The sequence below is a fragment of the Microbacterium sp. M4A5_1d genome, from assembly GCF_053345465.1.
The window spans coordinates 195,486-220,330 of record NZ_JBKFAD010000003.1; the positions used below are offsets into that span (position 1 = coordinate 195,486).

The window sequence follows — 24,845 nt, forward strand, 5'->3', positions numbered from 1 at the left end:
ACCTAACAGCCGATCAGCCCCGGTCGTGAAGCGTGACGTGGTACCCGTCGGGGTCGGCGAAGGTGAAGGTCAGCCCGAACGGTCCGTCGACAGGCTCAGACACGATTCGGTGCCCGGCAGCGAGCAGTTCATCGTGGATATCCTGCACACCGGTCGCATGGAGCCACAGCGCGACGCCCTGGCCGGGCTGCTCGAGCGCGTCGAGGTCGACGCCGGGCATCGGGTCCCGCAGGGCGAACGCGATCGGCGTGGTGGAGAAGACGACGGCATGCGGCGGCCCCTGCGGCGATTGCTCGAGCCCGAGGAACCGCTCGTAGAACGCGTGGGCGGCCGCGAGATCGCGCACTTGGAGGGAGATGAAGTCGGGTCCGGTGACAGGCATGAGCAGATTCCTTTCGTATGTCAGTTATCTGACACATCCCACTATGTCAGAATACTGACATGAGTCAAGATCGCGACGGAATCGACCTCGAGACGTCGATGGGGTACCTCGTGAAGGAGGTATCGAGCGCCCTTCGATCGGCGATGGAAGACGTGCTGCGCCCGCTCGGCATGAACATCACCCACTACTCGTGCTTGGAGCTGCTCGCACAGCGCCCCGGACTGTCGAACTCCGAGCTCGCTCGGGGCACGTTCGTCACGCGACAGAGCATGAACGTCCTGCTGCAGACTCTGGAACGAGACGGCGAAGTCACGCGTGCGAACACGCCTGCAGCCGGCAAGGCACTGCCGACGGAGCTCACCGCGCGCGGGCGTGAACGACTGGCGACGGCGACGGCGGCGGTACGCGGAGTGGAACTGCGGATGCTGGCAGGGCTCGATGACACCGACAGGCTGACGACGTTCCGGGCGCTGCGGCGTATGGCGCGGTCTCTGCGGCAGCCCGGCGCCGTCGGCGACGAACCAGCGTCGGACCCGGCGTCTCATGCACGCTCTCTAGGCTGAGGTCGTGCCCGGCTTCTTCACACTCCTCTTCGCGGCGCTCGGCATCCTCCTCGCCGCCCGCGACCCCCGTCGAATGCTGCCCGGCGTCCTGCTGACGCTTGCAGCGAGTGCGCTCGTGGCCGAGGTGGTGATCTTCATCCTCGGCGTCGGGCTCGTGGTGGCGACACTGACCGTTCCCGGGAACAGCGTCGTGTCGCTCGTGCTGATCTTCAGCATCCCCCTGCTCGCCGCGATCGGGCTGGGCGTCGCACTACTCGCCAACGGCGTCGTGATGATCCAGCGCGAAGGACGGTCACTGGCGAACCGCCTCTCGCTCCTGGCCGGAGTCAGTGTCTTGGCCATCCTCGCGCTCGGCATCGTCGCCGTCACGGCGGGATGGTTCGAGCTCGCTGTCATTCTCCTGCTGCTCGCCGGACCGATCGGCTTCGTCGGCATGGGATTCGTCGCCTACCTGTGCTGGTCCGCGGTGTATGCCCGCATCGCACGACGCGCGCCCGCGCCGGCGGCGATCGTCACGCTCGGCTCGGGCCTGCGCCGAGACGGGAGCGTCCCGCCGCTGCTCGCCCAGCGCGTAGCGCTCGGCGTGGCGACGCTACAGCGCTCCCCCGGCGCGATGCTCGTCGTCTCGGGCGGTCAGGGCGCAGACGAGCCACGGAGCGAGGCGGCCGCGATGGCGGAGTACGCCGCAGAGCTCGGCGCCCCCGCGGAACGCCTGCTCGTCGAGAACACATCCCGCACCACCGAGGAGAACCTCACGCTGACCCGCGCAATCCTCGCAGAACGCGGCATCACCGGCCCGGTGCTCGCCGTGACGAGCGACTACCACGCCTTCCGCGCCGCCACTCTTCTGCGGACCCTTGGCATGCGGGGCCACGCGATCGGCGCGCGCACCGCCCGCTACTACCGGCCGAGCGCGTTGCTGCGCGAGTACCTCGCCCTGCTGCGCGACCACCTCGTGCTCAACGCCGTCGCGCTCGGCATCCTGATGCTGCCGCTCATCGCGTTCGTGGCGATCTCGCTGATCACTCTTTTCGCGGATTGAACGTCATCCTGCCGGCGTAGGCGAGAACCATCGACAGGCTCACGACACGAGCCCTGCCTGGGGCGAGGCTGGAAGCATGATCGAAACCGCACGATTCCTCGTCGTCTCAGACGAGTGGCTGCCTCGCGAGTGGATGCCGGGGGTGACGACGTCGGTCGCCGTGGTATCCGCCGTGGTCGCTGCCGTGCTCGCTGCCGTCGTCGCGATCCTGTTCATCTCGAGCCTGATCTCGATCCTCGCCTCGCCTCGCTACACCGGCGGAGGCAAGCTGCTGTGGATCATCGGGATCTTCGTCTTCCCAATGATCGGCCCGCTCGTCTGGTGGCTCGGTGGCCGCAAGGCTCGCATCCGCACCGACCGCGTGTGACGTGAAGCGCCCCTGCAGGTCGTCAGACGATGGCGACGGCGTGACCCGAGACCGTGATGCCCCCTGAGACGGGGATCTCGACCGTCAACTCCCCCGGTCGGCCGACGTGTGCGCCCTGCTCGATGACCACGACCGCGGGAGCGTCGACGGCCCCGAGCGAGCGCAGGTAGGCCCCGAACGACGCCGCAGCCGACCCCGTCGCCGGGTCCTCCGTGATGCGACCGACGGGGAAGAGGTTGCGCGCTTGGAAACGATCGGATGCGGCGCGGAATGCAACGGTGATGGTGGCGGGCCACCCGCGGTCGTCGAGCAGCGCACGAACCGTGTCGGGGTCGAACGAGAAATCGTCGAAGGTCTTCTGCTCTGCCAGCACGATGACCGGATGCGTGTTGCCCGTGTTCGCGAGCCGCGGCGGCAGCTCGGGGTCGAGGTCAGCCCGCGTGAGGCCGAGCAGACCGAGAATCGCCTCGAGATCGGCGTCGTCGAGGTCGCGGACCGACGGCTCGATGCTGGTGAAGGACGCGCGGATGCCGTCGTCGTCGCGCGAGACCGCGATCGACACGACGCCGACCGGGGTGTCGAAACGAACCGCACCGTCGGAGGCGACCTGGCCCCGCGCGGCGAGCGCGACCGCCGTGGCCACCGTCGCATGGCCGCAGAACGGAACCTCGGCGATGGGCGAGAAGTAGCGGACCGAGCGTGCACCGTCGGCGGTCGTGCCGGTGACGAAGGCCGTCTCGGCGTAGTCGACGTCGGCAGCGATGCGCTGCATGGCGCTGGCATCGAGTGCGCCGGCATCCAGCACCACGCCGGCGGGATTCCCACCTTCGGGTCGCGTGCTGAACGCGGTGTATCGCAAGACCTCGGGCGTACTCATCCGTTCAGGCTACGCCCGCGCGTCGGTGGCACGCCGAAGCCGCCGACGACGCGGCGACGCTCACCGCTCGGGCGACGGGGCGAGCCGGTACAGCACCTGCGGACGGCCGCGTTTGCCGTAGCGATGCGAGAGATGGATGACGCCGGTGTCGACCAGGTGCGTCAGGTAGCGGTTCGCGGTAGCGCGAGAGATGCCGCAGGCCGCGGCCACCTCGGCTCCCGTGAGCGCGACGACCGGGTCGAGGGCGGCGACGACCTGCGCGAGCGTCGGCGCAGCGAGGCCCTTCGGCAGGCCGGCGTGGTCACCACCGCCCGTCATCCGTCCCTCCCCCCGGTGCGATCCGGATGCCGCGACCGGCGCGGTTCGGATGGTGCCGGTCGACAGCAGCCGGTCGATCTCGCCCTGAGCCAGAAGCGCGTCACGGTCGCCGCTGACGATCCGCTCGCGGTCGGCGGCATAGCGTTCGAGTCGCTCGCTCAGCGCGGCCTGCGTGAAGGGCTTGACGAGGTAGCCGACGACCCGCGCCGCGAGAGCCTGACGCACGGTGGTCTGATCCTGCGACGAGCTGATGACCAGCACGTCGGGTCCGTCGTCGCCGAGCGTGCGCAGCCGGTGGAGCACCTCGATGCCGCTGATGCCGGGCAGCCGCATATCGAGCAGGATCAGGTCGACCCCGGACCGGCTGTGCTCGAGAGCCGCCTCGCCGGTACCCGCGGTGGCGACGACGACGAATCCGGGTGTGTCGGAGACGAATCCCGCGTGGAGGGCGCGCGCACCGCGGTCGTCATCGACGACGAGGACCCTGATCGGTCCGGTCATCGCGCAGCCTCCAGCTCGAAGGCGAATCGCGCTCCCCCGAGCGCCGATCTCCCGACCTCGACCGAGCCCGATCGGGCCGTGACGATTCGGCGTACGACATCCAGTCCTAAGCCTCGACCGAGGCCCGTCGTGTCGGTCTTCGAGGAGTAACCGGGCGCGAAGATGCGGCGGGCGACGCGCGGCTCGACACCCGGGCCGTCGTCGTCGACCGAGCCCACGATGCGGGACCCCCGGCGGCCCAGCTCGCAGATCACATTCGCCGCGCCCGCCTCCGCCGCGTTGCGGCACAGGTTCGAGACCACCGACACGATCCCCTCGTCGATGTCCGGGGCGACGTCCCCGCCGAGGTCGAGGTCGAAGCGCACCCGAGCCCCGATCTCGTGCAGCTCGGCACGCACGGTCGGGATCATCGCGGCGAGCACGGGCTGGTCGTCGCGGGCCCCGTCGTCGCCGGTGCCGAGGGGGCGGCGCACGCTCGCGATGTCTTCGATGTATCCGCGAGCCTCGTCGGTGTCGCCGCGCGACAGGAGGCCGTGGATGACGTGCAGCCGTGTGCTGAACTCGTGCGACTGCTCGCGCAGCGCCGTCGCCGTCCGCCGCATCTGCGCGTGCTCCGCGGCGATGACATCCAGCCGGCGGAACCGGCGCTCGACCGCGGCGGTCAGGATCGAGCTCGCGAGCGTCGCGACGACGAGCGCACCGATCGCCCAGGGCAGCAGGGCGCCGACGGCCTCGTCGAGCTCGCCGGCGATCTGGGACTCGAGCACCCCCACAGCCACCATCCCGATGGGTGTTCCGTCCGAACCGCGCACCGGGACCTTCGCGCGCAGCGACGGCCCCGAGGCGCCGACCTCCGTGCCGACGAACGTCTCGCCCGCGAGCACGGAGGCGTTGGCGGTCTCGACCTGCACGCCGCGCTCGGACGCGAGGGGGTGGGTGATCCGGACACCCTCGTCGTCGGTGATGACGACGTAGTAGACGCCGGCCGCCTCGCCCACGAGCTCGGCGATCGGCTGCAGGATCGCGGTCGCCGGCGCGAGATCGGCCGCGTCGGCGAGCACGCTCGGCGACCCCGCGCTCATCGCTCCGGTCACGGCCTCGCGCACCTCCGGAAGGTCGGCGAGGCTCGACGCCACCTCGAGCACGCGTTCGGTCGTCGCCTCTCGGATCGTCCGTTCCTGCGCCGCGAGGGCTGTGGCCACCGTGGCCGACAACGCCGCGAGGGTCACCACCGACGGGAGCACGAGCAGCACGAGGCGCGCGGCAGACGCTCTCACCGTGAACGGCATCCTGTCCACTTCCTCGTGCGATCGGACGCTGTCGGGCCGTGCCCGTGCGCATCTATGAGAACAAATGCCGCCACGCTCGGGGGCGGCTCAGCGAAGTGCCATCCTAATTCGATCTCGCGGAGACGACGATGTCCGCGCGAATGGAGTGATCATGACGCATAGCGCGACAGACGCCGGCGCGCGCCCGGCGCACCGCGGCCGCACGCTCGCGGCCCGCATCATCGGGGGCGCCGTCGCGGCGGCGGCCATCACGACCGCTGCGGTCGGCTCGGTCACCTCGGCCGCCACCGGCCAGGAGATCAACGCCTCGATGACGATCATCGCCCCCGCGGCCGCCGGCGGCGGCTGGGACGGCGTGGCCCGCGAGCTGCAGCAGGCGCAGAAGGCCAACGGCCTCGTCAACAACGTGCAGGTGGTGAACATGCCGGGCGCGGGCGGGACGATCGCGCTCGGCAACGTCTCGGTGCTCGACGGCCAACCAGGCAACATGCTCGTCGGCGGCACCGGGCTGCTTGCGGCGACAATCCAGTTCGACTCAGCCGCCAAGCTCAGCGACGTGACTCCGCTCGCGGTCGTCGTCGAGGAGTACGACGTCATCGTCGTGCCGGCCGACTCGCCGTACGAGACTCTCGACGACCTCGTGAACGCCTGGCGCGAGAACCCGAAGTCGATTCCGTGGACGGGCGGCGGATCGTTCGATCAGCTCGTGGTCACCGACCTGGCCCTCGCCGCAGGCATCGACCCCGTCGACACGACCTACATCTCGTCCGACGGCGGTGGTGAGGCCATCCAGGCGCTCCTCAACGGCACCGCGAAAGCGGCCGCCGGCGGCTACCCCGACAACATCGATCAGATCGAGGCGGGCCGACTGCGGGCGCTCGCGCTCGTCGCGAAGGAACCGATCGACGGCATCGACATCCCCACCGCCGCTGAGCAGGGCTACGACATCTCGCTGTCGAACTGGCGCATGCTCGCGGCGCCCTCGGGGCTCGATGAGGCCGACGTGACCGCTCTGACCGAGCTCGTGCTCGACTCTGTCGCCACCCCGGAGTGGCAGGACGCGATCGAGCGCTACCGCTGGACCGAGCGGATCATCACCGGAGACGAGCTGACCGCCTTCCTCGACGACGAGGAAGAGCGCATCACGAACCTGTACGAGGAGATGGGACTATGACGTTCCCCCCGAACCCGACCGCGACCTCGGCCGTCGTCGGCGATCGCTTGCGGCTCGTCTCGGGCCCCGGCATCGCCGCCTTGCTCAAGGGGCTGACGATGCCGGTGATCATCGCCGCCTTCGCCACCTATCTGGTGGTGGGCATCTTCACGATGAAGGTGCCGGCCAACGCCGTGTTCCCCGGGCCGCAGTTCTTCCCCGCCATCATCGCCGGAGGCCTCTACATCTTCGCCGCGGCGCTCGTGGTCTCGGCGGTGAAGGAGATGCGCGAGACGAGCGCGGCACAGCCCGACATCGCAGCGGTCAGCGCCGACGTCATCGGCGGCGACGAAGCGGATGCCGAATCCGACGGCTCCGCTCCCGCCCGGGCCGTCCGGGTGGACGTGCGTTCGCTGCTGTGGGTCGTCCTGTCGTTCCTCGGCTTCGCCTTCCTGCTCGAGGTCCTGGGGTGGATCATCGCGGCAGGTCTCCTCTTCTGGTGCGTCGCGCGCGCCTTCGGCTCGACGAGGCATCTCGGCGGACTCGTCGTCGGGCTCACGGTGAGCTCGATCGCCTACATCGGTTTCGACATGGTGCTCGGGATGCCGCTCCCCTCCGGCATCCTCGGAGGGTTCTGACATGGATGTGCTTCAGCTTCTCGGCGAGGGCTTCGCCGGCGCACTGACCCCCGCCAACCTGCTCTGGGTGCTCGTGGGATGCCTCCTCGGCACGGCCGTCGGCGTTCTTCCCGGCCTCGGCTCCTCGATGGCGGTCGCCCTGCTGCTGCCGATCACGTTCTCGCTCGACCCGACGGCCGCCTTCATCATGTTCGCGGGCGTGTACTTCGGCGGCCTGTTCGGCGACTCGACCATGGGCATCCTCATGAACACGCCCGGCCAGGCCTCGGCGATCGCGTCGACCTTCGAGGGCCACAAGATGGCCTTGAACGGACGCGCGGCACAGGCACTCGCAACGGCAGCCATCGGCGCGTTCATCGGCGGCTTCGTGGCGTCGATCGTCGTGGTCTTCGTCGCTCCAGCCCTCGCGGACTTCTCGAGCAGGTTCGGCCCCGCCGAGTTCTTCGCGCTCGCCGTCTTCGCGTTCGCGGCCACGTCGTCGGTCGTCACCGACAACGTCGTCAAGGGCCTCACCGCTCTGTTCATCGGCCTCGGCATCGCCGTGATCGGCATCGACGGCGTGTCGGGCGCTCCGCGCTTCACGATGGACTCCCCCAACCTGTTCGACGGCATCTCCCTCGTCACGGTGACGGTCGCGATCCTCGCCCTCGGCGAGGTCATCTACGTCGCCTGCCTCGAACGGCATACCTCGAACAAAGCGCTCATCAAGCCGACGGGACGGCCGTGGCTCTCGCGTCGCGAGCTGAAAGAAGCCGCACCCGCCTGGGCACGCGGCACCGCGATCGGTCTGCCGTTCGGCGTCGTGCCCGCCGGCGGTTCGGAGATCCCGACCTTCCTCGCCTACGGCCTGGAGAAGCGACTCGACGCGCGGCGCAAGAACCCGCAGTTCGGCAAGGGCGCCATCCGTGGTCTCGCCGCTCCGGAAGCCGCCGGCAACTCCACGACGGGTATGGCGATGGGTGCGCTGCTCGCGCTCGGGCTGCCGATCTCGGCGACGGCCGCGATCATGCTGGCCGCCTTCCGCCAGTACGGCCTGCAGCCCGGCCCGCTGCTGTTCGACCGGGCGCCCGACCTCGTCTGGTCGCTGCTGGCGAGCTTCTTCATCGCGATGGTCGTGCTGCTCATCCTGAACCTCCCGTTCGCGATGCTGTGGGCGAAGCTGCTGCTGATCCCGCGCCCGTACCTCTACGCGGGGATCACGGTGTTCTGCGGCCTGGGCATCTACGCGACCTCGGGCTCGACGTTCGACCTGCTCATGCTGCTGGGCATCGGACTGCTCGGGTTCCTCATGCGCGCGCTCGACTTCCCGCTCGCGCCGCTGATCATCGGCATGGTGCTGGGGCCGCTGGCCGAGACGAGCCTGCGCGACGCGGCGATGAGCTCCAACGGCGACTTCTCCGTGCTCGTCCAGAGCCCGATCACGATCGTGCTCTACGCGCTCCTCGCGCTCGTGCTGATCGTCTCGGTGCGGGGCCGCGTCGTCGCCCGCAAGCGCGAGAAGCAGCTCGTGAAGAGCTGATCGAACACGGCACGGACGAGGGAAGGGCGGATGCCGCAGCACGCGGCATCCGCCCTTCCCCGTCTTCCCGCCGATCAGGCCGAGGCGAGCAGCCGATCCGCCGTGCGCAGAGACAGCGCCATCTGCGTCAGTCCCGGATTCGCCGACAGCGCGCTCGGGAACGTCGAGTTGTCGCAGATCCACATGTTGGGGATGTCGTGAGACCGACCCTCCGGATCGACGACGCCGTCACCGGGATCGCTGCTCATGCGACACGTGCCCATCGTGTGGGCCGTCCGCGCGAGGACGCGCGTCTCGCGTGCGCCCGCAGCGTCAAGGATCCGCGTCATGATTCCCACGGCGTGGTCGTCGATCGCTTTCTCGTTCGGCCCGGGCGAGAAGCTGATCTCCGCGCGCGGGATGCCCCACTCGTCGGTCTCGTCCGAGAGGATCAGCCGGTTATCGTCGGACGGGAGGCACTCGCCGTTGATCCCGATGCCCGCGGAGAACTGCCAGGCGTCGAGGGCGTCCATGAGGTCCTGTCCCCAGAGCGAACCGCCGCGCACGAGCGATGTCGCGTACGTCAGCGGCATGACACCGAGACTCTGAATGAGGTAGCCGCCCGCGAAATCGACGCCCTCGGGCCGCACGAAGTCCTCCGTGATCGCCGCAGACGGATAGCCGCGGTAGCCCCGGACGCTCTCGTCGAACCGGCCCCACACCTGCACGGCGCCATGGGCGAGGAAGTTCCGCCCCACTTGTCCGCTCGAGTTCGCGATCCCGGTGTTCAGCAGGAGCCGCGGCGTCTCGATGCCCCCGCCCGCGAGAACCAGAGCAGCGCAGCGCTGCCGGTACTCGACGCCCTCGTGCAGGTAGACGACGCCCGTCACGCGGCCCGCGGCATCCTGCTCGGTGCGGTGCACCATCGAGTCCGGCCGGATCTCGGCTCCGTGAGCGACCGCGACGGGCAGATAGGTGATGGCTGTCGTCGCCTTGTACCCGAATCGGTCGCCCTGATGGATGCCGCCGACGTCGATGCTCGCTTTACGCAGGCCGTAGTGCGGCTGGTCGCGATCGCTGGTGATGATGGCGGCCGGAGCGTCCGTCGCGGTGATCCCCAGACGCTCGCAGCCCTGCAGCACGAGATCGGCCGGCGCGTTACGGCGGGTCGGACCGTCGAGGTATTCGCGCTGCGGATCCCACGGGTAGGGAGTCGGACCGCTGACGCCGATGACCCGCTCGACCTCGACGATGTACCGGATGAGTTCGTCGTAGTCCACCGGCCAGTCGTGGCCCTGCCCCGTCTCGCTGTGCAACGAGAGGTCGCGGCGGTCCGGGCGCGGGGTGAACGCACCCCAGTGCAGCGTCCCACCGCCGACGCCCCAGCCGCTGTTGTTCGGGCCGAAGGCTGTGGGGGTGTCGCCGCCGCTGAACCGGTCGGACATCCAGTTGATGCGCGTCGCCTCGCGCTCATCGGGGGTGAACTCGTCCATCTCGAGGTTCGGTCCGGCCTCCAGCGCGACGACCCGCAGTCCGCGCTCGGCGAGCCTGCTGAGCAACGGCCCGCCGCCGGCTCCGGTCCCGACGACGACGACATCCACGACCTCGTCGAGGTCGTATCGGCGCATTCCGGAGAGGTTCATGCGGTGCGTCCTTTCACGGCGCCGAGGCGTCCGAGCTCTTCGGGTTCCCATTCCTCGCGCTCGCCCGCGGCCAGCACGAGGTAGCCGGCGGGTTCCGGCCCGGTTCCGCCGGTCGCGAAGCCGGTGTAGCCGACACGTGCGAGCGACGCCGGGTGCGACAGCCAGACGCGGGCGAGGTCGTTACGGGCGTCCTCGAACCACAGGCTCAGCTGATCGGGGGTGAGGACCGTGCCGGAGGGGGCTTCACCCTCGATCACCTGACGGATGACGGCATCCTGGGCGGCAGGTCCGCGCATCCAGATGGCGGCCAGTGCATCGAGTCCGGCCCGGTATGCCTCGGCATCGGTCGACATGCCGGTGGGACGCCAGCCGTCGCTCTCCCCCGCTTCGATCATGCGGTCGAGGCGGGCAGCGAGATCGATCGTCGCTCCTGCGCCCTGTGGGATGATGCGGCGCGCAACGTCGCGCAGGAGCGCCAGCTGCGCGGGAGTGAGGGCCGTCGGACGGTAGGCCGGATCGTCGACGAGCGCACGTCGGGCGAGGGTGGCGCGCACGGCGGCATCCGTCCGTGACGACGCGATGACCTGCGCCCACGCCTCGGGAACGCGCGGCCCCCACGCGGCGATGTCGGCCGCGAGGTCGCGCACCGACGCCGCGACGTCCTCCGTCACGAGGGTCGCGGGCACCTCGTGCTCGCGGATGCCGTCGGGGATCACCGCCCCCTCGACCACGAGCCCGGCGAGACCGAAGACGCCGAGCGCGCCGTCGAGAATCCGCTCGACGAGATACTCCGCGAGCCCGTGATCGTCGTGGCCGGCCACGAGGATCCACGGCGTGGTGATCTCGGCAGCGGCGATGGCCTCGATCAGAGCGTCGGCGCCGAGCGCCGGGTCGACCGTGATCTGCCGGAACGCGCCGACGGAATCGTCCGATGCGTCGTTGAGCTGCGGTACGTCCCCGCGAAGCGAGACGACCGCGAAGGGGGTGTCGCTCACGGGGTGACCATGCCCCCGTTGACGTTGAGGGTCTCGCCGGAGACGTAGCTCGACTCGGCAGAGGCGAGGAAGACGAAGGCGGGAGCGATCTCGGCGGGCTGGCCGGCGCGCTGGTAGGTGCTCTCGTCGTCGAAGGCCTGCATCTGGTCGTCCGAGACGCCGTCGCTCACTTGGAGCGCCGACCACGTCGGACCGGGCGCGACGACGTTGACCCGGATGCCGCGGGGCGCGAGCTGCTGTGCAAGCCCCTTCGAGAGATTGTTGATCGCGGCCTTCGTCGCGGCATAGTCGACCCGGTCGGGTGCCGGCTTGTACGCCTCCAGCGAGGCGGTGTTGATGATCGAGGCGCCCGCCGGGAGGTGGGGCAGAGCCGCCTTCGTGATCCAGAAGTTCGCGAAGACGTTCGTGTGGAAGGTCGCGGCGAACTGCTCGTCGGTCAAATCTTCGAGCCGTTCGACCGCGACCTGCTTTCCCGCATTGTTGACCAGGATGTCGATGCCCCCGAGGAAGTCGGCGGCTTCCGCGACGAGCGCATGGCACGCCTCGGCCGTCGAGATGTCAGCGGCGATGGCATGCCCGCGCACGCCGGCGTCGGCGATGAGGCCGAGGATGCGGTCGGCGTCGCGCTGCTCGGCGGGCAGGTGGACGATCACGACGTCGGCCCCCTCCCGGGCGAAGGCGATCGCGGTGGCGCCGCCGATGCCGGAGTCTCCGCCGGTGATCAGGGCCTTGCGACCGAACAGGCGCCCCGAACCGCGGTACGTCTGCTCGCCGAGGTCGGGAACCGGCTGCATGTCGGCCTGGATGCCCGGCTCGGGCTGGTGCTGGACGGGCGGCTCGACCCGGTCGTATCGGGTCACCGGGTTGTCGAAGGTGTACTGATCGCTGTGCTCCACAGGCTCACGGTAGGTCTCGGCCGAAACTCGGCGCGAACGCTTGCCAAAAGTCAAGGGAGGGGCGTAAAGCGGATCACCGGCCGACGCCCTGCGGACCCGCCCGCCGCTGTCAGGACTGCGGCGACCCTGTGACGAGCGCGATCGCCGTGCCGACAGCGTCCGCCGCACCGGCGGCATCCACGCGCGCGAGGGCGAAGGCCGACACGACCAACCCCGTGCACGCGTCCGCCAGGGTCGCGACCTGAGCACCGTCGAGGTCGGAGCGGCGGGCGGCGACACCGCGACCGAAGGCTGAGCGCAATTCGGATCGGTACCCGGCGATCACGTGCGCGACGGCTTCGTCGCGCCCGATGGGCGCCGCTGCCGTGTTCACGAGCAGGCACCCGCTCGACGCCGGAAGCGAAGCGGGCTGCTTGAGGGCGGTTCGCAGGCCGAGGAGGTACTCCTCCAGGGCGCCCGGGGCGACCTCATCGACGGTCAGAGGCGACAGTCGGGGCCGGATGATCTCGTCGAGGTAGCTCTCGACCGCGGCGTCGAAAAGGCCGCGCTTGGAGCCGAATGCGTGATAGATGCTCGATCGGTTCAGGCCGGTGACGCGCTCGAGCTCGGGCAACGGCGCGCCTTCGTAGCCCTGCTCCCAGAAGACGCTCCGCGCCGCGCGAACGACGTCGTCGCGGTCGTAGCTCTGCGTTCGGCCCATGCGCCGCGCCCCCTTTTGTGTATCGGTCAGTTCAGTATATATTGAACCAAGCGATACAGAAACTGCGGTGTCCACCGCCGGAAGGGAACAGCTCATGATCATCGTCGGTCTTGCGCTCGCGGGCCTCGCAGCGCTCATCCACGTTTTCATCTTCTACCTCGAGTCCATCGCCTGGACGAGCGAGCGGGCCCGCAAGACGTTCGGCACCGGAACGGTCGCGCAGGCCGAGACGCAGAAGGCCCTCGCCTTCAACCAGGGCTTCTACAACCTCTTCCTCGCGATCACGGTGTTCATCGGCATCGCATTCGTCATCGCCGGGAACGTCCCGGTCGGCGCGGCCCTCGTCTTCACCGGAGCAGGTTCCATGGTCGCGGCCAGCCTCGTGCTCATCCTCTCCGACCGCTCCAAGGCCTCCGCCGCCCTGAAGCAGGGCGTGATCCCCGCTCTCGGCGTCATCGCACTCGCGCTCGGCCTCGCGATCTGACCCGGCGCCCATCCGCGCCGCCCTCTCGTCCGCGACTCCGACCGAGCCCGCGGCATCCGTCACCGACCCCTCACGAAGGAGAAACATGACCCACGGAACCAGCACGCAGATCCGTCTGGCTCGCCGCCCTCAGGGCTGGCCGACGCCCGACGACTTCTCGATCGGGCGCGTCGAGCTGAGCGAGCCCGCTCCGGGCGAGGTGCGCGTGGCGAACGAGTTCGTCTCCGTCGACCCGTACATGCGCGGGCGCATGAACGATGTCCGCAGCTACGTCCCGCCGTACGCCCTCGGCGACGTGATCGCCGGGGGCGCGATCGGCCGCGTCGTGGCGAGCGCCTCGGACGATCTGCCCGTGGGCACGGTCGTGCTGCACCAGCACGGGTGGTCGGATGTCGTCCAGGCCGACGCCTCGACGTTCCGTGCCGTCCCCGAGGTGCCGGGCCTGCCGCTGTCGGTGCGCCTGCACATCCTCGGGATGACGGGCCTGACCGCCTACGTCGGCCTCACCGCCATCGCGCACATGAAGCCGGGCGACACTGTTTTCGTCTCGGGTGCAGCCGGAGCCGTCGGCACCGCCGTCGGTCAGATCGCCAAGCTGCTCGGAGCGGGCCGGGTCATCGGCTCGGCCGGCTCTGCGGAGAAGGTCGCGCTGCTCACCGAGAAGTACGGCTACGACGCAGCCTTCAACTATAAGGACGCGCCCGTCCGCGAGCAGCTCGCCGCGCACGCCCCCGACGGCGTCGACGTGTTCTTCGACAACGTGGGCGGCGACCACCTCGAGGCCGCGCTCGACGTCATGAACACCGGCGGTCGTATGGCGCTCTGCGGCGCGATCACCGGGTACAACACCACCGAGAAGACGCCGGGGCCCGACAACATGGCCAACATGATCACCCGTGGTCTCACCGCGACCGGCTTCACGCTCGCCGCCTACCTGCACCTCGCGCCGGAGTTCACCGAGAAGATGACCGCCTGGTTCGCCGAGGGGAAGATCGCCTACGACGAGACCATCGTCGACGGCATCGAGAACACCGTCGACGCCTTCCTGGCGATGATGCGCGGGGCCAACACCGGCAAGATGCTCGTGCGGACCTCCGCGCGGTAAGCCCTGAGCCGACCGAAAAGGCGGTGACGCTCCGCGCGTCACCGCCTTTCGCGTCGGCTCGGCGACGGAAGAGGTCATCACTCCCGCAGGTGCAGGCTGCCGTCTCGCCAGTCGGCGGAGCGGAGGTCATCGATCCGAGCGTCGACGACGGCGGAACCCAGGTGGTCCCCCACGCCGACGACCCATCCCGCTCCGGCGGCGCGAGCCGAACGCACGCCGGCCTCGGCATCCTCGAACACGACGCATCGCGCGATGTCGACGCCGAGCAGGGCGGCGCCGGCGAGGTAGGGCTCAGGGTCGGGCTTGCCGTGACCGACGTCCTCCGCCGACACGAGCGCGGACGGGACGGGATGCCCCGCGGCCGCGAGTCGCCGGTGCGCCAGCTCGCGCGTGGCCGAGGTCACGACGGCCCACGACCCCGACGGGATACGTGAGGTGAGGGCGACCGAGCCGGCGATCGGCGCCGTCAGTGCGGCGGATGCGACCTCCGCCTCCTCGAGAGCGGCGACGGCCTCGTCGCGCAGCCCTGCCGCCACGAGCGTCGCGACGGTGTCGGCGGCGCGCACCCCGTGCTCGATCTGCGTGCGGAAGTCGAAGCCCGGGGCGTACCGCCTCGCCCAGGCGTCCCATGCGATGGCGGCGGCCTCGAGGGAGTCGACGAGCACGCCGTCGCAGTCGAACAGCACGGCGCGCGGGGTGATGGTGGTCACAGGATGCTCCAAGGAGGACGATGCCCGCCGGGGCGGACCCCGGCGGGCATCGGTTCGGTTCAGCGGGACGTGGCTGCGGGGGCCGGGCTCGCGTCGGCCTCGGCTTCCGCCACCTTGCGCCGGTCGCGACCGCGCAGGGCGAAGGTCGTGCCGTAAAGCGCGACGAGGGCGACGGCGAGCGCGACGATGACGGCGATCTGGCCGCCGGCACCGGAGACTCCGCCGAGGATCAGGCCGAAGACGCCGTAGTCCGAGTCGGAGAAGGTCGAGTTCGAGAACCCGATGTCACCGAGGACCGGCAGCAGGAACAGCGGCAGGAAGGTGATCGCCACACCGTTGGCGAAGGCTCCGAGGACGGCGCCCCGGCGGCCGCCGACGGCGTTGCCGATGACGCCCGAGGCGGCACCCGTCATGAAGTGCGCCACGACGCCGGGGATGATGATCGCTGTGCCGAGCGCGGCCATCCCGAGCATGCCGACGATGCCGCCGACGAAGCTCGCGAGGAACCCGATGAGCACCGCGTTCGGGGCGAAGGGGAAGACGATCGGCACGTCGAGCGCGGGCTTGGCGTTCTTCACGAGCTTCTCGGAGATGCCCTTGAAGGCGGGCACGATCTCGGCGAGCACGACGCGCACGCCGGCGAGGATGATGAAGACGCCGGCCGAGAACGTCGCGGCCTGCAGAGCGAGGAAGACGATGAAGTTCTGTCCGTTCGACAGCTCCCCCTCGATGTACGCGGCTCCCGCGAACAGTCCGACGATGATGTAGATCACGGCCATCGAGAGCGCGACGATCACGGTCGTGTCGCGGAGGAAGCCGAGCCCGCTGGGGAATGAGATCTCCTCGGTCGACTTCGAGCGGCCCTTGCCCCGAGTGATCAGGGCGACGAGACCGCTGAGGGCGACGCCGGCGCCGCCGGTGTGCCCGAGGGCGACGTCGTCGCTGCCGGTCACGCGGCGCATGAACGGCTGGACGAGAGCAGGCGAGACCACCATGTAGATGCCCTGCGCGATCGAGCCCCAGAGCACGACAGCCCACGGCTCGAAGCCGGCGACACCGAGGATGACGGCGAACATGGCCGCGATGTAGAACGCGACGTGACCCGACAGGTAGATGTACTTGAAGCGCGTGGTCGCCGCCAGCACGATGTTGACGATCATGCCGAAGAAGAAGATGAGCGCGGCGGCGGAGCCGTAGTCGAGCAGCACCTGCGCGACGATCGCCTCGTTGTTGGGGACGACGCCCTGCACGTTGAACGCGTGCTGGAACATCGCGCCGAACGGATCGAGCGAGCCGACCACGACGCCGGCGCCGGCGGCCAGCACGAGGAAGCCGACCAGGGTGCGGATCGTGCCCTTGAGGACGTCGCTGAACGACTTCCCCTGCACAGCGAGACCGATCAGGGCGATGAGCGCGACGATGACCGCCGGCTGAGTGAAGATGTCGAGCAGGACATCGATGACAGCATCCATCGCGGATGCTCCTTTCGTCGGTGAAAGCGTCGGGTGGAGGGAGGGTCGGGTCAGGAGTGCCGCTTGACGGCCTCGTCGACCTTCGTCCGGAGCTCCGCGAGGTCGATGATGCTGTCGAGAGCGACGACGTCGTCGCCGAGGCCGCTCGCGGCCTCCGCGATGTCGCGGCCGACGAAGATGGTGTCGGCGTCGCCCCGGGCGACCGAGCCGAGGTCGGCGTGATCGACGGTGATGCCGGAGACTCCCAGCTCCTTCAGCACCTTCTCGATGTTCATGTGCACCATGAAGCTGCTGCCGAGGCCGGAACTGCAGACGGCGAGGAACTTGGTCATTGGGTGACTCCTGTCATGAGGGCCGCGCGGACGTCGGCGGTGGTTCGGGCGGAGAGCAGAACCGCACGGGCGCGGTCGTCGCTGAGCAGTCGGGCGAGCTCCGACATCGTCGAGAGATGCGACTCGGTGTCGGTCGCCGCCAGGCAGAAGAAGAGGGTGATGGGGTGGGCCTCTTCGTCGTTGAGCAGGACGGCGGGGTCGACCCAGAGCGCGGAGAGTCCCGTGCGCACGACACCCTTCTCGGGGCGGGTGTGGGCCAGCGCGATACCGAACCCGAGATCGATGTAGGTGCCGCCGGCGGCGATCGACTCGATCATCGCGTCGATGTACGACCGCGTGATGGAGCCGTCGTCGAGAAGCGGTCGGCTGACCGTCTCGATGGCCGCGCGCCATCCGTCGAGGTCGGTCGCGAACTGGATGCGGTCGTCGCTGAGCTGTTCGATGAGCATGGGGGTCCTTCCGGTCAGACGCCGGGCCGAGGGCCGTGGAGCGTGAGGGAGATCTCGCTGTTCTCCGGAGCGTGGCGTGCCGTGCCGAAGGCGACCGGCGTGCCGTCGGCGTCGAACACGAGGGAATCGATGGTGAGCAGCCGCAGGCCGGCGCTCACCCCGAGGTTCAGCGCCACGTCCGGCGCTGCCTCGTCGACGCGCACCGTCATGTCGTTGCGGACGAGGCTGACTCCGTACTGCTCCTGCAGGAAGGCGTACAGCGACTGGTCCGAGAAGTCACCGGTGTACACCCCGGGGTACCGGGCGTGCGGAACCCACGTGAACACGTGCTGGTGGAGCTGGCCGTTGACGTAGCGCAGACGGACGAGCTCGACCACGCCCTCCCCCTCCTCGAGTTCGAGGAGGCGGGCCACCTGCGCACCGGCGGGCACGAGCTCCTGACGGAGCACGCGGGTCGTGACGACGTTGCCCGCGCTCGTCTGCTGACGGTGGAACCCGGTGACGACGTCGGCGAAGTGCTCCGGGTAGTGATCGCCCGCAACCGGCTCGGTGACGAACGTGCCGCGGCCGTGCTCGCGAGCGAGCCATCCGTCCTGCACGAGCCCGTCGACGGCCTTGCGCAGGGTGATGCGGCTCACCTCGAACTCCTCGCACAGCTCGGGCTCGGACGGCAGCCGGTCGCCGACGGCCATCTCGCGGATGCGTCGCAGGAGTTCGTCGTGGACGGTCCGGTACTTCGCGGTTCCGGCTGCTGTCACCATCGGTCGCCTCCTTGCTGACTCGCGTCATCATGACGTCATGACTAATCCGAGGTCGATCATGCCCGAAACCCGACTTTTCTGCAAGATTGCGTCACAGGGTCATTATGACATCATGATGACTATGGAGAACTTGATCTCGACGCCCGCCGCACCGGCCACCATGCCGGACACCACCGAAGCCACCGAGCACGACGTCGTCGTCGCCGCCCGCCTGCTCGCTGCGGATGCCGTGGAGGCCGCTCGCTCCGGACACCCGGGCACCGCGATCGCCCTCGCGCCGATCGCGACCGCGCTCTTCCAGCGGCACATCGAGCACGACCCCGCCGACCCGCAGTGGCAGGGTCGTGACCGCTTCGTGCTGTCGTGCGGGCACGCGAGCATCCTGCTGTACACGCAGCTCTTCCTCACCGGGTACGACGTCACGATCGATGACCTCCGCGCCTTCCGCACGCTCGGCTCGCGCACTCCCGGCCACCCCGAACTCGGACACACCGCCGGGGTCGAGACGACGACCGGGCCGCTCGGACAGGGCCTCGCCACCGCCGTCGGCATGGCCATGGGGATGCTGCACGAGCGGGCGACCTTCGACCCCGACGCCCCGCGGGGCGCATCGCCCTTCGACCGGCACGTGTGGGTCCTCGCCTCCGATGGCGACCTGCAGGAGGGCATCTCGTACGAAGCCGGGGCCCTCGCGGGCCGTCATGGACTCGACAACCTCACCGTGGTGTACGACGACAACGACATCCAGATCGAGGGCGACACGCGTCTGACGTCGTCGGAGGACGTGGGCGCCCGCTTCCGCGCCCAGGGGTGGCACGTCGAACGGATCGAGCTGGCCGCAAGCGGCGACGTCGACGTGGACGAGCTCGACCGCGTCCTGGGCGCACCGAACCCCATCGGCAAGCCGCGCCTGGTCATCCTGAAGTCGCAGATCGCGTACCCCTCGCCCGGAGCCCTCAACACCGCGGCATCCCACGGCGCTCCGCTGGGGGCCGCCGAGATCGAACTGCTGCGCGACGCGCTCGGCACGCAGGCTGCGCCCTTCGACGTGAGCGAGGCGGTCCTGCGCCGTTCGCGCGCCGCTCGAGCGCGCGGTGCGCGTCTGCACGCGCAATGGGACGAGGCGTTCGCACGGTGGCAGGCATCGGATGCCGCTCGAGCCGACGCGCACGCCACGTTCCGGGCACGCCGTCTGCCCGATGATCTCGGCGCGCGACTCCCCCGCTTCGACCCCGGCACGGAGGTGTCGACGCGCGACGCCTCCGGTGCCGCCATCCAGACCCTCGCGCAGGCGCTGCCCGCAATGTGGGGCGGATCGGCCGATCTCGCCGAGCCCAACCGCACCGAGATCCACGCGGGCGGATCGTTCCTGCCCGAGGAGACGGGCCTGGGAACGCGAGCGGGCCGCAACATCCACTGGGGCGTCCGCGAGCACGCGATGGGTGCCGCGATGAACGGCATCGCCCTCGCCGGCGGTTGGCGCGTCTTCGCCGGCACCTTCCTTGTGTTCAGCGACTACCAGCGCCCCGCGATCCGCTTGTCGGCGCTCATGGGACTTCCGGTGACGTACCTGTGGTCGCACGATTCGGTCGCGCTGGGTCAGGACGGTCCCACCCACCAGCCGATCGAGCACCTGGCGAGCCTGCGCGCGATGCCCGGTTTCTCCGTCGTCCGCCCAGCCGACGCGAACGAGACCGTGGCGGCATGGCATGCGATCGTCGAGGCGGACTCCCCCGCCGGGCTCGTGCTGGGCCGGCAGGGCGTGCCGGTGCTCGACATCCCGATCGATGACGTGCACGCCGGGGTCCGCCGCGGCGGCTACGTCGTGCGCGACGCCGCGGATGCGGACGCCGTCATCATCGCGACCGGGAGCGAGGTCGCCCTCGCTCTCTCGGCCGCCGAGACGGCCGCAGCATCCGGGCTCGCGGTCCGGGTCGTGTCGATGCCGAGCCGTGAGTGGTTCCTGAGTCAGGACGCGGCGTACCGCGACGCGGTCCTGCCGCCGTCGCTCCACGCGCGAGTCGCGGTCGAGGCGGCGTCGCCGTTCGGCTGGCACGAGATCGTGGGCTCGACGGGCGCCGTGGTCGGCATCGACGAGTTCGGCCTCTCCGCTCCCGCGGCAGACGCTCTGCGCGAGCGCGGCATGACGGAGGAGCGCGTTCTCGAGGCCCTCCGCTCAGTCACCGCACGGAGCTGACCGGCCTCATCCGTCGACCCGATCGAAAAGGCGGTGACGCTTCGCGCGTCACCGCCTTCTTCGTCGGATGGGTGGCCCGTCAGTGCCGCGGCGCCGCAATGGGGGCCGGGCGGCGGACGAAGAACGTCAGCACCACCGCCGCCGAGGCGATGCATGCGCCGGTGACGAACGCCGTGTGGACGCCCGTGGCGGTCGCGGAGATCGCATCGACGCCGTCAGCGACAGCCGATGCGGCACCGACCGACATCAGGGTCACGAACAGAGCGGTTCCGGCTGCGCCGGCGACCTGCTGCAGTGTGCTCACCGTCGCACTGCCGTGGGAGTACAGCCGCACCGGCAGCGAGCCCAGCGCTGAGGTGAGCAGCGGCGTGAACACACACCCCAGGCCGAGGTTGAGGCCCATGTGAACAGCGATGATCCAGGCGATCGGGGTTCCGACTCCGAACGTCGTCATGCCCCAGAGTGCGGATGCCGCGACGATCATGCCCGGGATGACCAGCGGGGTCGGGCCGAACCGGTCGAACAGCGCGCCGACCACGGGAGCGATGAGCCCCATGAGCACGCCGCCGGGCAGCAGCATCAGGCCCACGGTCAGGGTGTCGAGACCGAGCACCTGCTGCAGGTAGAGCGGCAGCAGGATGAGCGATCCGAACAGCGCCGACATCACGACCACGACCAGCACGACGGCGAGGCTGAACGACCGCGACTGGAAGGTCCGCAGGTCGAGCAAGGCCGCATCGGTGCGCTGCAGCTTCAGCTGACGCACGACGAAGGCGGCGAGTGACAGGGCACCCACGACGAGGGGTATCCACACCGGGACCGGTGCGTGGCCGGTCGCCGACTCCCCGATCGAGCTCAACCCGAAGATCAGCCCGCCGAAGCCGAGAGCGGAGAGCACGACGGATCCGACATCGAAGCGCGCCTCGCGTGTCTCGGTGACGTTCTGCACCCAGATCGCGCCGAGGCCGAGCGCAAGCAGCGCGATCGGGAGGACGAGCCAGAACATCCAGCGCCAGTCGAGCACCGACAGGATCAGACCCGAGACGGTCGGTCCGATCGCCGGGGCGACAGCGATGACGATGCTGATGACGCCCATCATCCGCCCACGACGAGCGGGTTCGACCACATTCAGGACGGTGGTCATGAGCAGCGGCATCATGATGGCGGTGCCGGAGGCCTGCACGACGCGACCGGTGAGCAGCATCCCGAAGCCCGGCGCGAGCGCCGCGATCAGCGTGCCCGCGGCGAACAGCGACATCGCGGTGAAGAAGACGCCGCGAATCGGGAAGCGTGCGAGCACGTACCCCGTCAGCGGGATGACGACGGCCATCGTCAGAAGGAATCCGGTGGTGAGCCACTGCGCGGTCGCGGCGGTGATCTCCAGGTCGACCATGAGCCGCGGAAGCGCGACACCCATGATCGTCTCGTTGAGGATGACCACGAACGCCGAGGCGACGAGCAGTGCGATGACGGGGCCGGTGCGCACGGATGTCGCGCGGGAGGCAGAAGATGTCGGAATTGCTGAGGTATCGGGATGCTGCTGCTCAAGTGTCACTGACTGATTATATGGCAGTCTCTGCCACGTTGGCGCTGTGCGACACTTATGCCATGCACCGCGACGGCGAGAACGATGCCCCGATCATCGAGGAGCATCCCGCGGGTCTGCGCGAACGTCGACGCCAGGAGACCCAGCGCGAGCTGTCGGATGCCGCGCTCGACCTTTTCGAGCAGCACGGCGTGCATGGCACGACGGTGGACGACATCGCACGCCGCGCCGGCACGTCGCAGCGCACCTTCTTCCGCTACTTCGCGACGAAGGAGGCAGCCGTGTTCGCCAGCGCCGACGACTCGGCGCGCGTCGTGGGCGACGCCATCGACGCCGTGCGCGCGGGAGCGTCCGTCGTCGAAGGGATCGAACGCAGCTGGCTGAAGCTCCTCGACCGCTTCGACGCGCATCCCGACGAGCACATCCGCGCGCTGCGCATCCGCCGTCTCGTCGGCTCGGAGCCGTCGCTGCTGGCCGTCGCGCTGCGCAATGAGGCCGAAGAGGTCGAGCAGCTCACCGACGCCGCCGTCGACGCGGCGGGCGCCGACGCCGATGTGCTCGCCGCTCGCGCGGCCGTCTCGACGATGGCCCTCGTCCTCCGGCTCACGATCGACGAGTGGGTCCGGCGTGCCGAGCTCAACGAGCGCGCGAGCGTCCGCCAGATCTACCTCGAGATGCGCCGAGGCGTCGCGACGGTCGCCCGCGACCTCGAGGCCGATCCCCCGCACCACGGCTGACCGAGGTCCCACTTCGGCCGGAAAAACCGGCGGTGGACCCGGCCCACGTGGGACCTCGCAGGGTGGGGCCGGAGCTCAGGCGCGTACGCGCTGAGGCGACGCCGGGCCGCGGGTGCGTCGTCGCGGCGGGCGCGCATTGCGGCGCGCAGATGCCGGCCGGGCCGCTTCGGCAACGGCTGCAGCAGCCGCGTCGGGCGAGGCGTGGGTGCCGAGGTCGGCGCCGTGGCCGCTCTCGGCGTCGAAGGTCGCCGGCGCTGAACCGGTGGTCACGAATCCGGCGTACTGGCCGTCGAGGGTCGCGACGAAGAAGTCGGCGTCCGCCTGTCGCCAGACGAGCGCGGGCGCGGAAGAAGAAAGAGTTGAAAGCACGATGTCCTGAGAATGAGCGCGCACAGCATGATGCGCGGAAGAAGAAGGGAGCTGGATGAACCAGTGATCGCGTCGGACGATCTGCTCGACAGTGAGCCAGGCGAACGACACACGAGCCCCGAAGGGACGTTTCAACGCTAGCACGCCCCCGATGAGCGGGGGCCGGACGGGGTCAACCGCTCCACCGCCCGGCCAGCTCGCGGAGCCTGACGATCGCCGCGGCGACGAAGTCGGGGTGCGCCCGGTACCACTCGGCGTGAGCTTCGGCGACGAGTGCCGGATCGACCTCGACCCCGTCGACGATCCACGAGCGACGCGGTGCATCGGGCAGCCCCCAGGCGTCGACCACCCAGTCCTCGAGCGGGGCCCGCACGGCGTTCAGCAGGGGCCTCCCCGGGTCGGTCGGGCCGCCGGGCAGGCCGAGCGCCGACAGCACGCGCTCCGCCAGGGGCATCCAGACGCCGTTGCCCGGATGGTTGATCGTGCGCATGACCTCGGCGGAGGTGGGCCGCAGCAGGTCTGACGCAGCGACGTCGATCGCCTCCTCCCGGCGACGCAGCTCGGCGAGGGAGTCGCTCTCAACCTCGTGCACGGCCCGGCGGTCGAGCAGCGGAAGCGCGGGAAGTCCCGCCGCCGCGGCGAGGGTGCGGATGTCGTGGTACGCCACGATCGGCGGCACTTCTTCGATCCCGTCCACGTGCAGCGCCGCCTGAAACGGGTGCAGGCCCGCGTAGCGGACGACCGGGAAGGTCACGAGGCGGGCGGACGGCGCGAGGGATTCCGCCAGCTGGCGGGTTCCGAGGCGTAGACCGTGGTAGTCATCACGAACAGGCTGAGCGACGAGGAAGGAAGCCCGGGGAAGCAGCTCGTGCAGGCGCTCGACGTCGGCGGCATCCATCTCGTGGACGGGAGGCACGCGAACCGTCGGACGGTCGGGGGCGTCGAGGACGATACGCATCGATTCGGCCTGGCAGTTGCCGACGACGAGCCCGAAGCCCTCCGGCGGCTCGACACCCCGGAACGGGGAGGGGGCGTGGTGCATCCCTCCACTGTGACCATCCGCGTCGACGCGCGCCGGTGTTTGCGGTCAGCCCGCCCGATGCGCTACCGCCGAGCGCGCCCGGTGACGACGCACGCCGTCGCGATTGGCGCAGCGAACCGAGCAGTAGCGCTGCCGACCGTTACGGGTCACGTCGACCACGACGTTGCGGCACGGGTCACCGGGAACACGGCCCGCGGCGCACCGCGACAGGCGCTCCATCCCCCGCGTCGTCACGTGCAGGGCTGTTCCGACCGCGATGACCGCGCGGAGAACCTGCGGCAGACGCTGGTCGTCGTCGCGGTAGTGGAGGTGCCACTCGCCGTCGTGGTCGGTCAGCCGGGGGTACGCCGTCGCTGCGGCCATGAGTCGGTTGAGCAGCGTGGCGCGCTGCGCTGCCGATTCGGCATCGACGACCTCGAGCCAGGAATCGATGACCGCACGGGTCGCATCGAAGTCGGACGGGGCCGCCGGGGCGTAGATCGCGGTCATCCCGAACTCGTATGTGCGCGCGACGATCCCATCTCGATCGCTCGGCCAGTCGTTGGCCAACGAAGCGGCGAGCAGGACCGCGTACTCGCCGTAAGGGTTGAGCTGCATAACGGCATTACATCACGATCGAATCATGTCACCCTCCTCCCCCGCCTCGCCCGCCGCACCGCTTCACACGCGCACTCACGAGCACGGCTGGACGACCGAGTCCGCGCACCCGACGTCGGAGGGAATCGTCCGTTACGTCCGATGCGCGGGATGCGGCATACGACGGGTCGACCGGCAACCGA

The 24,845-nt window shown here is 69.8% G+C and carries 27 protein-coding genes; 10 read left to right on the forward strand and 17 right to left on the reverse strand.

All coding sequences use genetic code 11. From position 1 onward, the window contains the following. Nucleotides 1-13: 13 nt before the first annotated feature. Entirely contained in the window at nt 14-382 is a 369-nt protein-coding gene (locus tag ACLBWJ_RS12770; RefSeq protein WP_114588374.1) for a VOC family protein, read from the reverse strand. A 59-nt stretch (nt 383-441) separates the two neighbouring features. Here ACLBWJ_RS12770 and ACLBWJ_RS12775 point away from each other — a divergent pair, with 59 nt between their 5' ends. The 3 genes from ACLBWJ_RS12775 to ACLBWJ_RS12785 all read left to right on the forward strand — a co-directional run bounded on the left by ACLBWJ_RS12775 (nt 442) and on the right by ACLBWJ_RS12785 (nt 2,354). Continuing rightward, on the forward strand, nt 442-945 hold the full coding sequence (locus ACLBWJ_RS12775) for a MarR family winged helix-turn-helix transcriptional regulator (protein WP_274178696.1): 504 nt from the start codon (nt 442-444) through the stop codon (nt 943-945). A 4-nt stretch (nt 946-949) separates the two neighbouring features. Next, complete coding sequence (locus ACLBWJ_RS12780; protein WP_447660443.1) at nt 950-1,987, forward strand: YdcF family protein; 1,038 nt, start codon at nt 950-952, stop codon at nt 1,985-1,987. A gap of 76 nt (nt 1,988-2,063) precedes the next feature. Continuing rightward, nucleotides 2,064-2,354, forward strand: coding sequence for a PLDc N-terminal domain-containing protein (locus tag ACLBWJ_RS12785; protein WP_447660444.1), 291 nt, complete (start codon nt 2,064-2,066; stop codon nt 2,352-2,354). Between the two features lie 22 nt (nt 2,355-2,376). On the opposite strand, the gene ACLBWJ_RS12790 is transcribed toward ACLBWJ_RS12785, so the two are convergent. From ACLBWJ_RS12790 to ACLBWJ_RS12800, 3 genes are read right to left on the reverse strand one after another with little or no spacing between them, the layout of a single operon-like run. After that, complete coding sequence (locus ACLBWJ_RS12790) at nt 2,377-3,231, reverse strand: PhzF family phenazine biosynthesis protein (RefSeq protein WP_282501242.1); 855 nt, start codon at nt 3,229-3,231, stop codon at nt 2,377-2,379. A gap of 60 nt (nt 3,232-3,291) precedes the next feature. Beyond that, nucleotides 3,292-4,050, reverse strand: coding sequence for a response regulator (locus ACLBWJ_RS12795; protein WP_112617160.1), 759 nt, complete (start codon nt 4,048-4,050; stop codon nt 3,292-3,294). Next, nucleotides 4,047-5,327, reverse strand: coding sequence for an ATP-binding protein (locus tag ACLBWJ_RS12800; RefSeq protein WP_447660445.1), 1,281 nt, complete (start codon nt 5,325-5,327; stop codon nt 4,047-4,049). Before ACLBWJ_RS12800 ends, ACLBWJ_RS12795 begins: the two co-directional genes overlap by 4 nt. A 163-nt stretch (nt 5,328-5,490) precedes the next feature. On the opposite strand from ACLBWJ_RS12800, the gene ACLBWJ_RS12805 reads away from it, so the two are divergent. Genes ACLBWJ_RS12805 through ACLBWJ_RS12815 form a run of 3 tightly spaced genes read left to right on the forward strand, consistent with a single transcriptional unit; the run spans nt 5,491 to nt 8,649 of the window. Further along, the gene (locus tag ACLBWJ_RS12805) at nt 5,491-6,513 is read left to right on the forward strand and encodes a tripartite tricarboxylate transporter substrate binding protein (protein ID WP_274178701.1); all 1,023 of its coding nucleotides are present in this window, start codon (nt 5,491-5,493) and stop codon (nt 6,511-6,513) included. Then, nucleotides 6,510-7,130, forward strand: a complete 621-nt coding sequence (locus ACLBWJ_RS12810; RefSeq protein ID WP_274178702.1) for a tripartite tricarboxylate transporter TctB family protein — start codon at nt 6,510-6,512, stop codon at nt 7,128-7,130. The genes ACLBWJ_RS12805 and ACLBWJ_RS12810 overlap by 4 nt, the downstream gene beginning before the upstream one ends. A 1-nt stretch (nt 7,131) precedes the next feature. Next, nucleotides 7,132-8,649: a tripartite tricarboxylate transporter permease gene (locus tag ACLBWJ_RS12815; RefSeq protein WP_274178703.1), complete on the forward strand. Its 1,518-nt coding sequence runs from the start codon at nt 7,132-7,134 to the stop codon at nt 8,647-8,649. A 74-nt stretch (nt 8,650-8,723) separates the two neighbouring features. On the opposite strand, the gene ACLBWJ_RS12820 is transcribed toward ACLBWJ_RS12815, so the two are convergent. The 4 genes from ACLBWJ_RS12820 to ACLBWJ_RS12835 all read right to left on the reverse strand — a co-directional run bounded on the left by ACLBWJ_RS12820 (nt 8,724) and on the right by ACLBWJ_RS12835 (nt 12,862). Then, a complete protein-coding gene (locus tag ACLBWJ_RS12820) occupies nt 8,724-10,271 on the reverse strand; it encodes a GMC family oxidoreductase (RefSeq protein ID WP_404568688.1) in 1,548 nt (515 codons plus the stop codon). Next, nucleotides 10,268-11,266, reverse strand: coding sequence for a hypothetical protein (locus ACLBWJ_RS12825; RefSeq protein WP_404568689.1), 999 nt, complete (start codon nt 11,264-11,266; stop codon nt 10,268-10,270). Before ACLBWJ_RS12825 ends, ACLBWJ_RS12820 begins: the two co-directional genes overlap by 4 nt. Further along, nucleotides 11,263-12,162 carry an SDR family oxidoreductase gene (locus tag ACLBWJ_RS12830; protein ID WP_404568690.1) on the reverse strand — a complete coding sequence of 300 codons (900 nt, stop codon included), beginning with the start codon at nt 12,160-12,162 and terminating at the stop codon, nt 11,263-11,265. The genes ACLBWJ_RS12825 and ACLBWJ_RS12830 overlap by 4 nt, the downstream gene beginning before the upstream one ends. Nucleotides 12,163-12,271: 109 nt before the next feature. After that, a complete protein-coding gene (locus ACLBWJ_RS12835) occupies nt 12,272-12,862 on the reverse strand; it encodes a TetR/AcrR family transcriptional regulator (protein WP_274178707.1) in 591 nt (196 codons plus the stop codon). 94 nt (nt 12,863-12,956) lie between these two features. Here ACLBWJ_RS12835 and ACLBWJ_RS12840 point away from each other — a divergent pair, with 94 nt between their 5' ends. Next, nucleotides 12,957-13,346, forward strand: a complete 390-nt coding sequence (locus tag ACLBWJ_RS12840; RefSeq protein WP_274179031.1) for a DUF1304 domain-containing protein — start codon at nt 12,957-12,959, stop codon at nt 13,344-13,346. Between the two features lie 85 nt (nt 13,347-13,431). Then, nucleotides 13,432-14,451: an NADP-dependent oxidoreductase gene (locus ACLBWJ_RS12845; protein WP_274178708.1), complete on the forward strand. Its 1,020-nt coding sequence runs from the start codon at nt 13,432-13,434 to the stop codon at nt 14,449-14,451. Nucleotides 14,452-14,528: 77 nt separating this feature from the next. On the opposite strand, the gene ACLBWJ_RS12850 is transcribed toward ACLBWJ_RS12845, so the two are convergent. From ACLBWJ_RS12850 to ACLBWJ_RS12870, 5 genes are read right to left on the reverse strand one after another with little or no spacing between them, the layout of a single operon-like run. Beyond that, nucleotides 14,529-15,161 (reverse strand): HAD-IA family hydrolase, encoded by a 633-nt coding sequence (locus ACLBWJ_RS12850; RefSeq protein ID WP_404568692.1) that lies wholly within the window; start codon nt 15,159-15,161, stop codon nt 14,529-14,531. Nucleotides 15,162-15,220: 59 nt separating this feature from the next. Beyond that, nucleotides 15,221-16,633, reverse strand: a complete 1,413-nt coding sequence (locus ACLBWJ_RS12855) for a PTS ascorbate transporter subunit IIC (protein ID WP_282501252.1) — start codon at nt 16,631-16,633, stop codon at nt 15,221-15,223. 50 nt (nt 16,634-16,683) lie between these two features. Beyond that, on the reverse strand, nt 16,684-16,965 hold the full coding sequence (locus tag ACLBWJ_RS12860; RefSeq protein ID WP_023954969.1) for a PTS sugar transporter subunit IIB: 282 nt from the start codon (nt 16,963-16,965) through the stop codon (nt 16,684-16,686). After that, nucleotides 16,962-17,414, reverse strand: coding sequence for a PTS sugar transporter subunit IIA (locus ACLBWJ_RS12865; RefSeq protein ID WP_447660446.1), 453 nt, complete (start codon nt 17,412-17,414; stop codon nt 16,962-16,964). Before ACLBWJ_RS12865 ends, ACLBWJ_RS12860 begins: the two co-directional genes overlap by 4 nt. Nucleotides 17,415-17,428: 14 nt before the next feature. Then, nucleotides 17,429-18,175: a GntR family transcriptional regulator gene (locus tag ACLBWJ_RS12870; RefSeq protein ID WP_112617172.1), complete on the reverse strand. Its 747-nt coding sequence runs from the start codon at nt 18,173-18,175 to the stop codon at nt 17,429-17,431. Between the two features lie 121 nt (nt 18,176-18,296). Between ACLBWJ_RS12870 and tkt the strand changes: the two genes are divergently transcribed. Further along, the gene (tkt, locus tag ACLBWJ_RS12875; protein ID WP_447660447.1) at nt 18,297-20,372 is read left to right on the forward strand and encodes a transketolase; all 2,076 of its coding nucleotides are present in this window, start codon (nt 18,297-18,299) and stop codon (nt 20,370-20,372) included. 79 nt (nt 20,373-20,451) lie between these two features. Here tkt and ACLBWJ_RS12880 read toward each other — a convergent pair whose 3' ends face one another. Continuing rightward, nucleotides 20,452-21,927 (reverse strand): DHA2 family efflux MFS transporter permease subunit, encoded by a 1,476-nt coding sequence (locus tag ACLBWJ_RS12880; protein ID WP_439117194.1) that lies wholly within the window; start codon nt 21,925-21,927, stop codon nt 20,452-20,454. An 11-nt stretch (nt 21,928-21,938) separates the two neighbouring features. Between ACLBWJ_RS12880 and ACLBWJ_RS12885 the strand changes: the two genes are divergently transcribed. After that, nucleotides 21,939-22,655: a TetR family transcriptional regulator gene (locus tag ACLBWJ_RS12885; protein ID WP_447660448.1), complete on the forward strand. Its 717-nt coding sequence runs from the start codon at nt 21,939-21,941 to the stop codon at nt 22,653-22,655. Between the two features lie 75 nt (nt 22,656-22,730). Here the strand turns inward: ACLBWJ_RS12885 and ACLBWJ_RS12890 are convergent, their stop codons facing one another. The 3 genes from ACLBWJ_RS12890 to ACLBWJ_RS12900 all read right to left on the reverse strand — a co-directional run bounded on the left by ACLBWJ_RS12890 (nt 22,731) and on the right by ACLBWJ_RS12900 (nt 24,663). After that, on the reverse strand, nt 22,731-23,024 hold the full coding sequence (locus ACLBWJ_RS12890; RefSeq protein WP_282501257.1) for a hypothetical protein: 294 nt from the start codon (nt 23,022-23,024) through the stop codon (nt 22,731-22,733). 172 nt (nt 23,025-23,196) lie between these two features. Beyond that, nucleotides 23,197-24,066 carry a WcbI family polysaccharide biosynthesis putative acetyltransferase gene (locus ACLBWJ_RS12895; protein ID WP_447660449.1) on the reverse strand — a complete coding sequence of 290 codons (870 nt, stop codon included), beginning with the start codon at nt 24,064-24,066 and terminating at the stop codon, nt 23,197-23,199. A 45-nt stretch (nt 24,067-24,111) separates the two neighbouring features. Then, a complete protein-coding gene (locus ACLBWJ_RS12900; protein ID WP_447660450.1) occupies nt 24,112-24,663 on the reverse strand; it encodes a CGNR zinc finger domain-containing protein in 552 nt (183 codons plus the stop codon). Nucleotides 24,664-24,845 lie beyond the last annotated feature (182 nt).

Bases quoted from the DNA above. Each gene is read 5' to 3' on its own strand.
- ACLBWJ_RS12770 (WP_114588374.1), bottom strand. From the start codon at position 382: ATGCCTGTCACCGGACCCGACTTCATCTCCCTCCAAGTGCGCGATCTC.
- ACLBWJ_RS12775 (WP_274178696.1), top strand. From the start codon at position 442: ATGAGTCAAGATCGCGACGGAATCGACCTCGAGACGTCGATGGGGTAC.
- ACLBWJ_RS12785 (WP_447660444.1), top strand. From the start codon at position 2,064: ATGATCGAAACCGCACGATTCCTCGTCGTCTCAGACGAGTGGCTGCCT.
- ACLBWJ_RS12790 (WP_282501242.1), bottom strand. From the start codon at position 3,231: ATGAGTACGCCCGAGGTCTTGCGATACACCGCGTTCAGCACGCGACCC.
- ACLBWJ_RS12795 (WP_112617160.1), bottom strand. From the start codon at position 4,050: ATGACCGGACCGATCAGGGTCCTCGTCGTCGATGACGACCGCGGTGCG.
- ACLBWJ_RS12805 (WP_274178701.1), top strand. From the start codon at position 5,491: ATGACGCATAGCGCGACAGACGCCGGCGCGCGCCCGGCGCACCGCGGC.
- ACLBWJ_RS12810 (WP_274178702.1), top strand. From the start codon at position 6,510: ATGACGTTCCCCCCGAACCCGACCGCGACCTCGGCCGTCGTCGGCGAT.
- ACLBWJ_RS12815 (WP_274178703.1), top strand. From the start codon at position 7,132: ATGGATGTGCTTCAGCTTCTCGGCGAGGGCTTCGCCGGCGCACTGACC.
- ACLBWJ_RS12820 (WP_404568688.1), bottom strand. From the start codon at position 10,271: ATGAACCTCTCCGGAATGCGCCGATACGACCTCGACGAGGTCGTGGAT.
- ACLBWJ_RS12835 (WP_274178707.1), bottom strand. From the start codon at position 12,862: ATGGGCCGAACGCAGAGCTACGACCGCGACGACGTCGTTCGCGCGGCG.
- ACLBWJ_RS12840 (WP_274179031.1), top strand. From the start codon at position 12,957: ATGATCATCGTCGGTCTTGCGCTCGCGGGCCTCGCAGCGCTCATCCAC.
- ACLBWJ_RS12845 (WP_274178708.1), top strand. From the start codon at position 13,432: ATGACCCACGGAACCAGCACGCAGATCCGTCTGGCTCGCCGCCCTCAG.
- ACLBWJ_RS12855 (WP_282501252.1), bottom strand. From the start codon at position 16,633: ATGGATGCTGTCATCGATGTCCTGCTCGACATCTTCACTCAGCCGGCG.
- ACLBWJ_RS12860 (WP_023954969.1), bottom strand. From the start codon at position 16,965: ATGACCAAGTTCCTCGCCGTCTGCAGTTCCGGCCTCGGCAGCAGCTTC.
- ACLBWJ_RS12865 (WP_447660446.1), bottom strand. From the start codon at position 17,414: ATGCTCATCGAACAGCTCAGCGACGACCGCATCCAGTTCGCGACCGAC.
- ACLBWJ_RS12870 (WP_112617172.1), bottom strand. From the start codon at position 18,175: ATGGTGACAGCAGCCGGAACCGCGAAGTACCGGACCGTCCACGACGAA.
- tkt (WP_447660447.1), top strand. From the start codon at position 18,297: ATGGAGAACTTGATCTCGACGCCCGCCGCACCGGCCACCATGCCGGAC.
- ACLBWJ_RS12885 (WP_447660448.1), top strand. From the start codon at position 21,939: ATGGCAGTCTCTGCCACGTTGGCGCTGTGCGACACTTATGCCATGCAC.
- ACLBWJ_RS12895 (WP_447660449.1), bottom strand. From the start codon at position 24,066: ATGCACCACGCCCCCTCCCCGTTCCGGGGTGTCGAGCCGCCGGAGGGC.
- ACLBWJ_RS12900 (WP_447660450.1), bottom strand. From the start codon at position 24,663: ATGCAGCTCAACCCTTACGGCGAGTACGCGGTCCTGCTCGCCGCTTCG.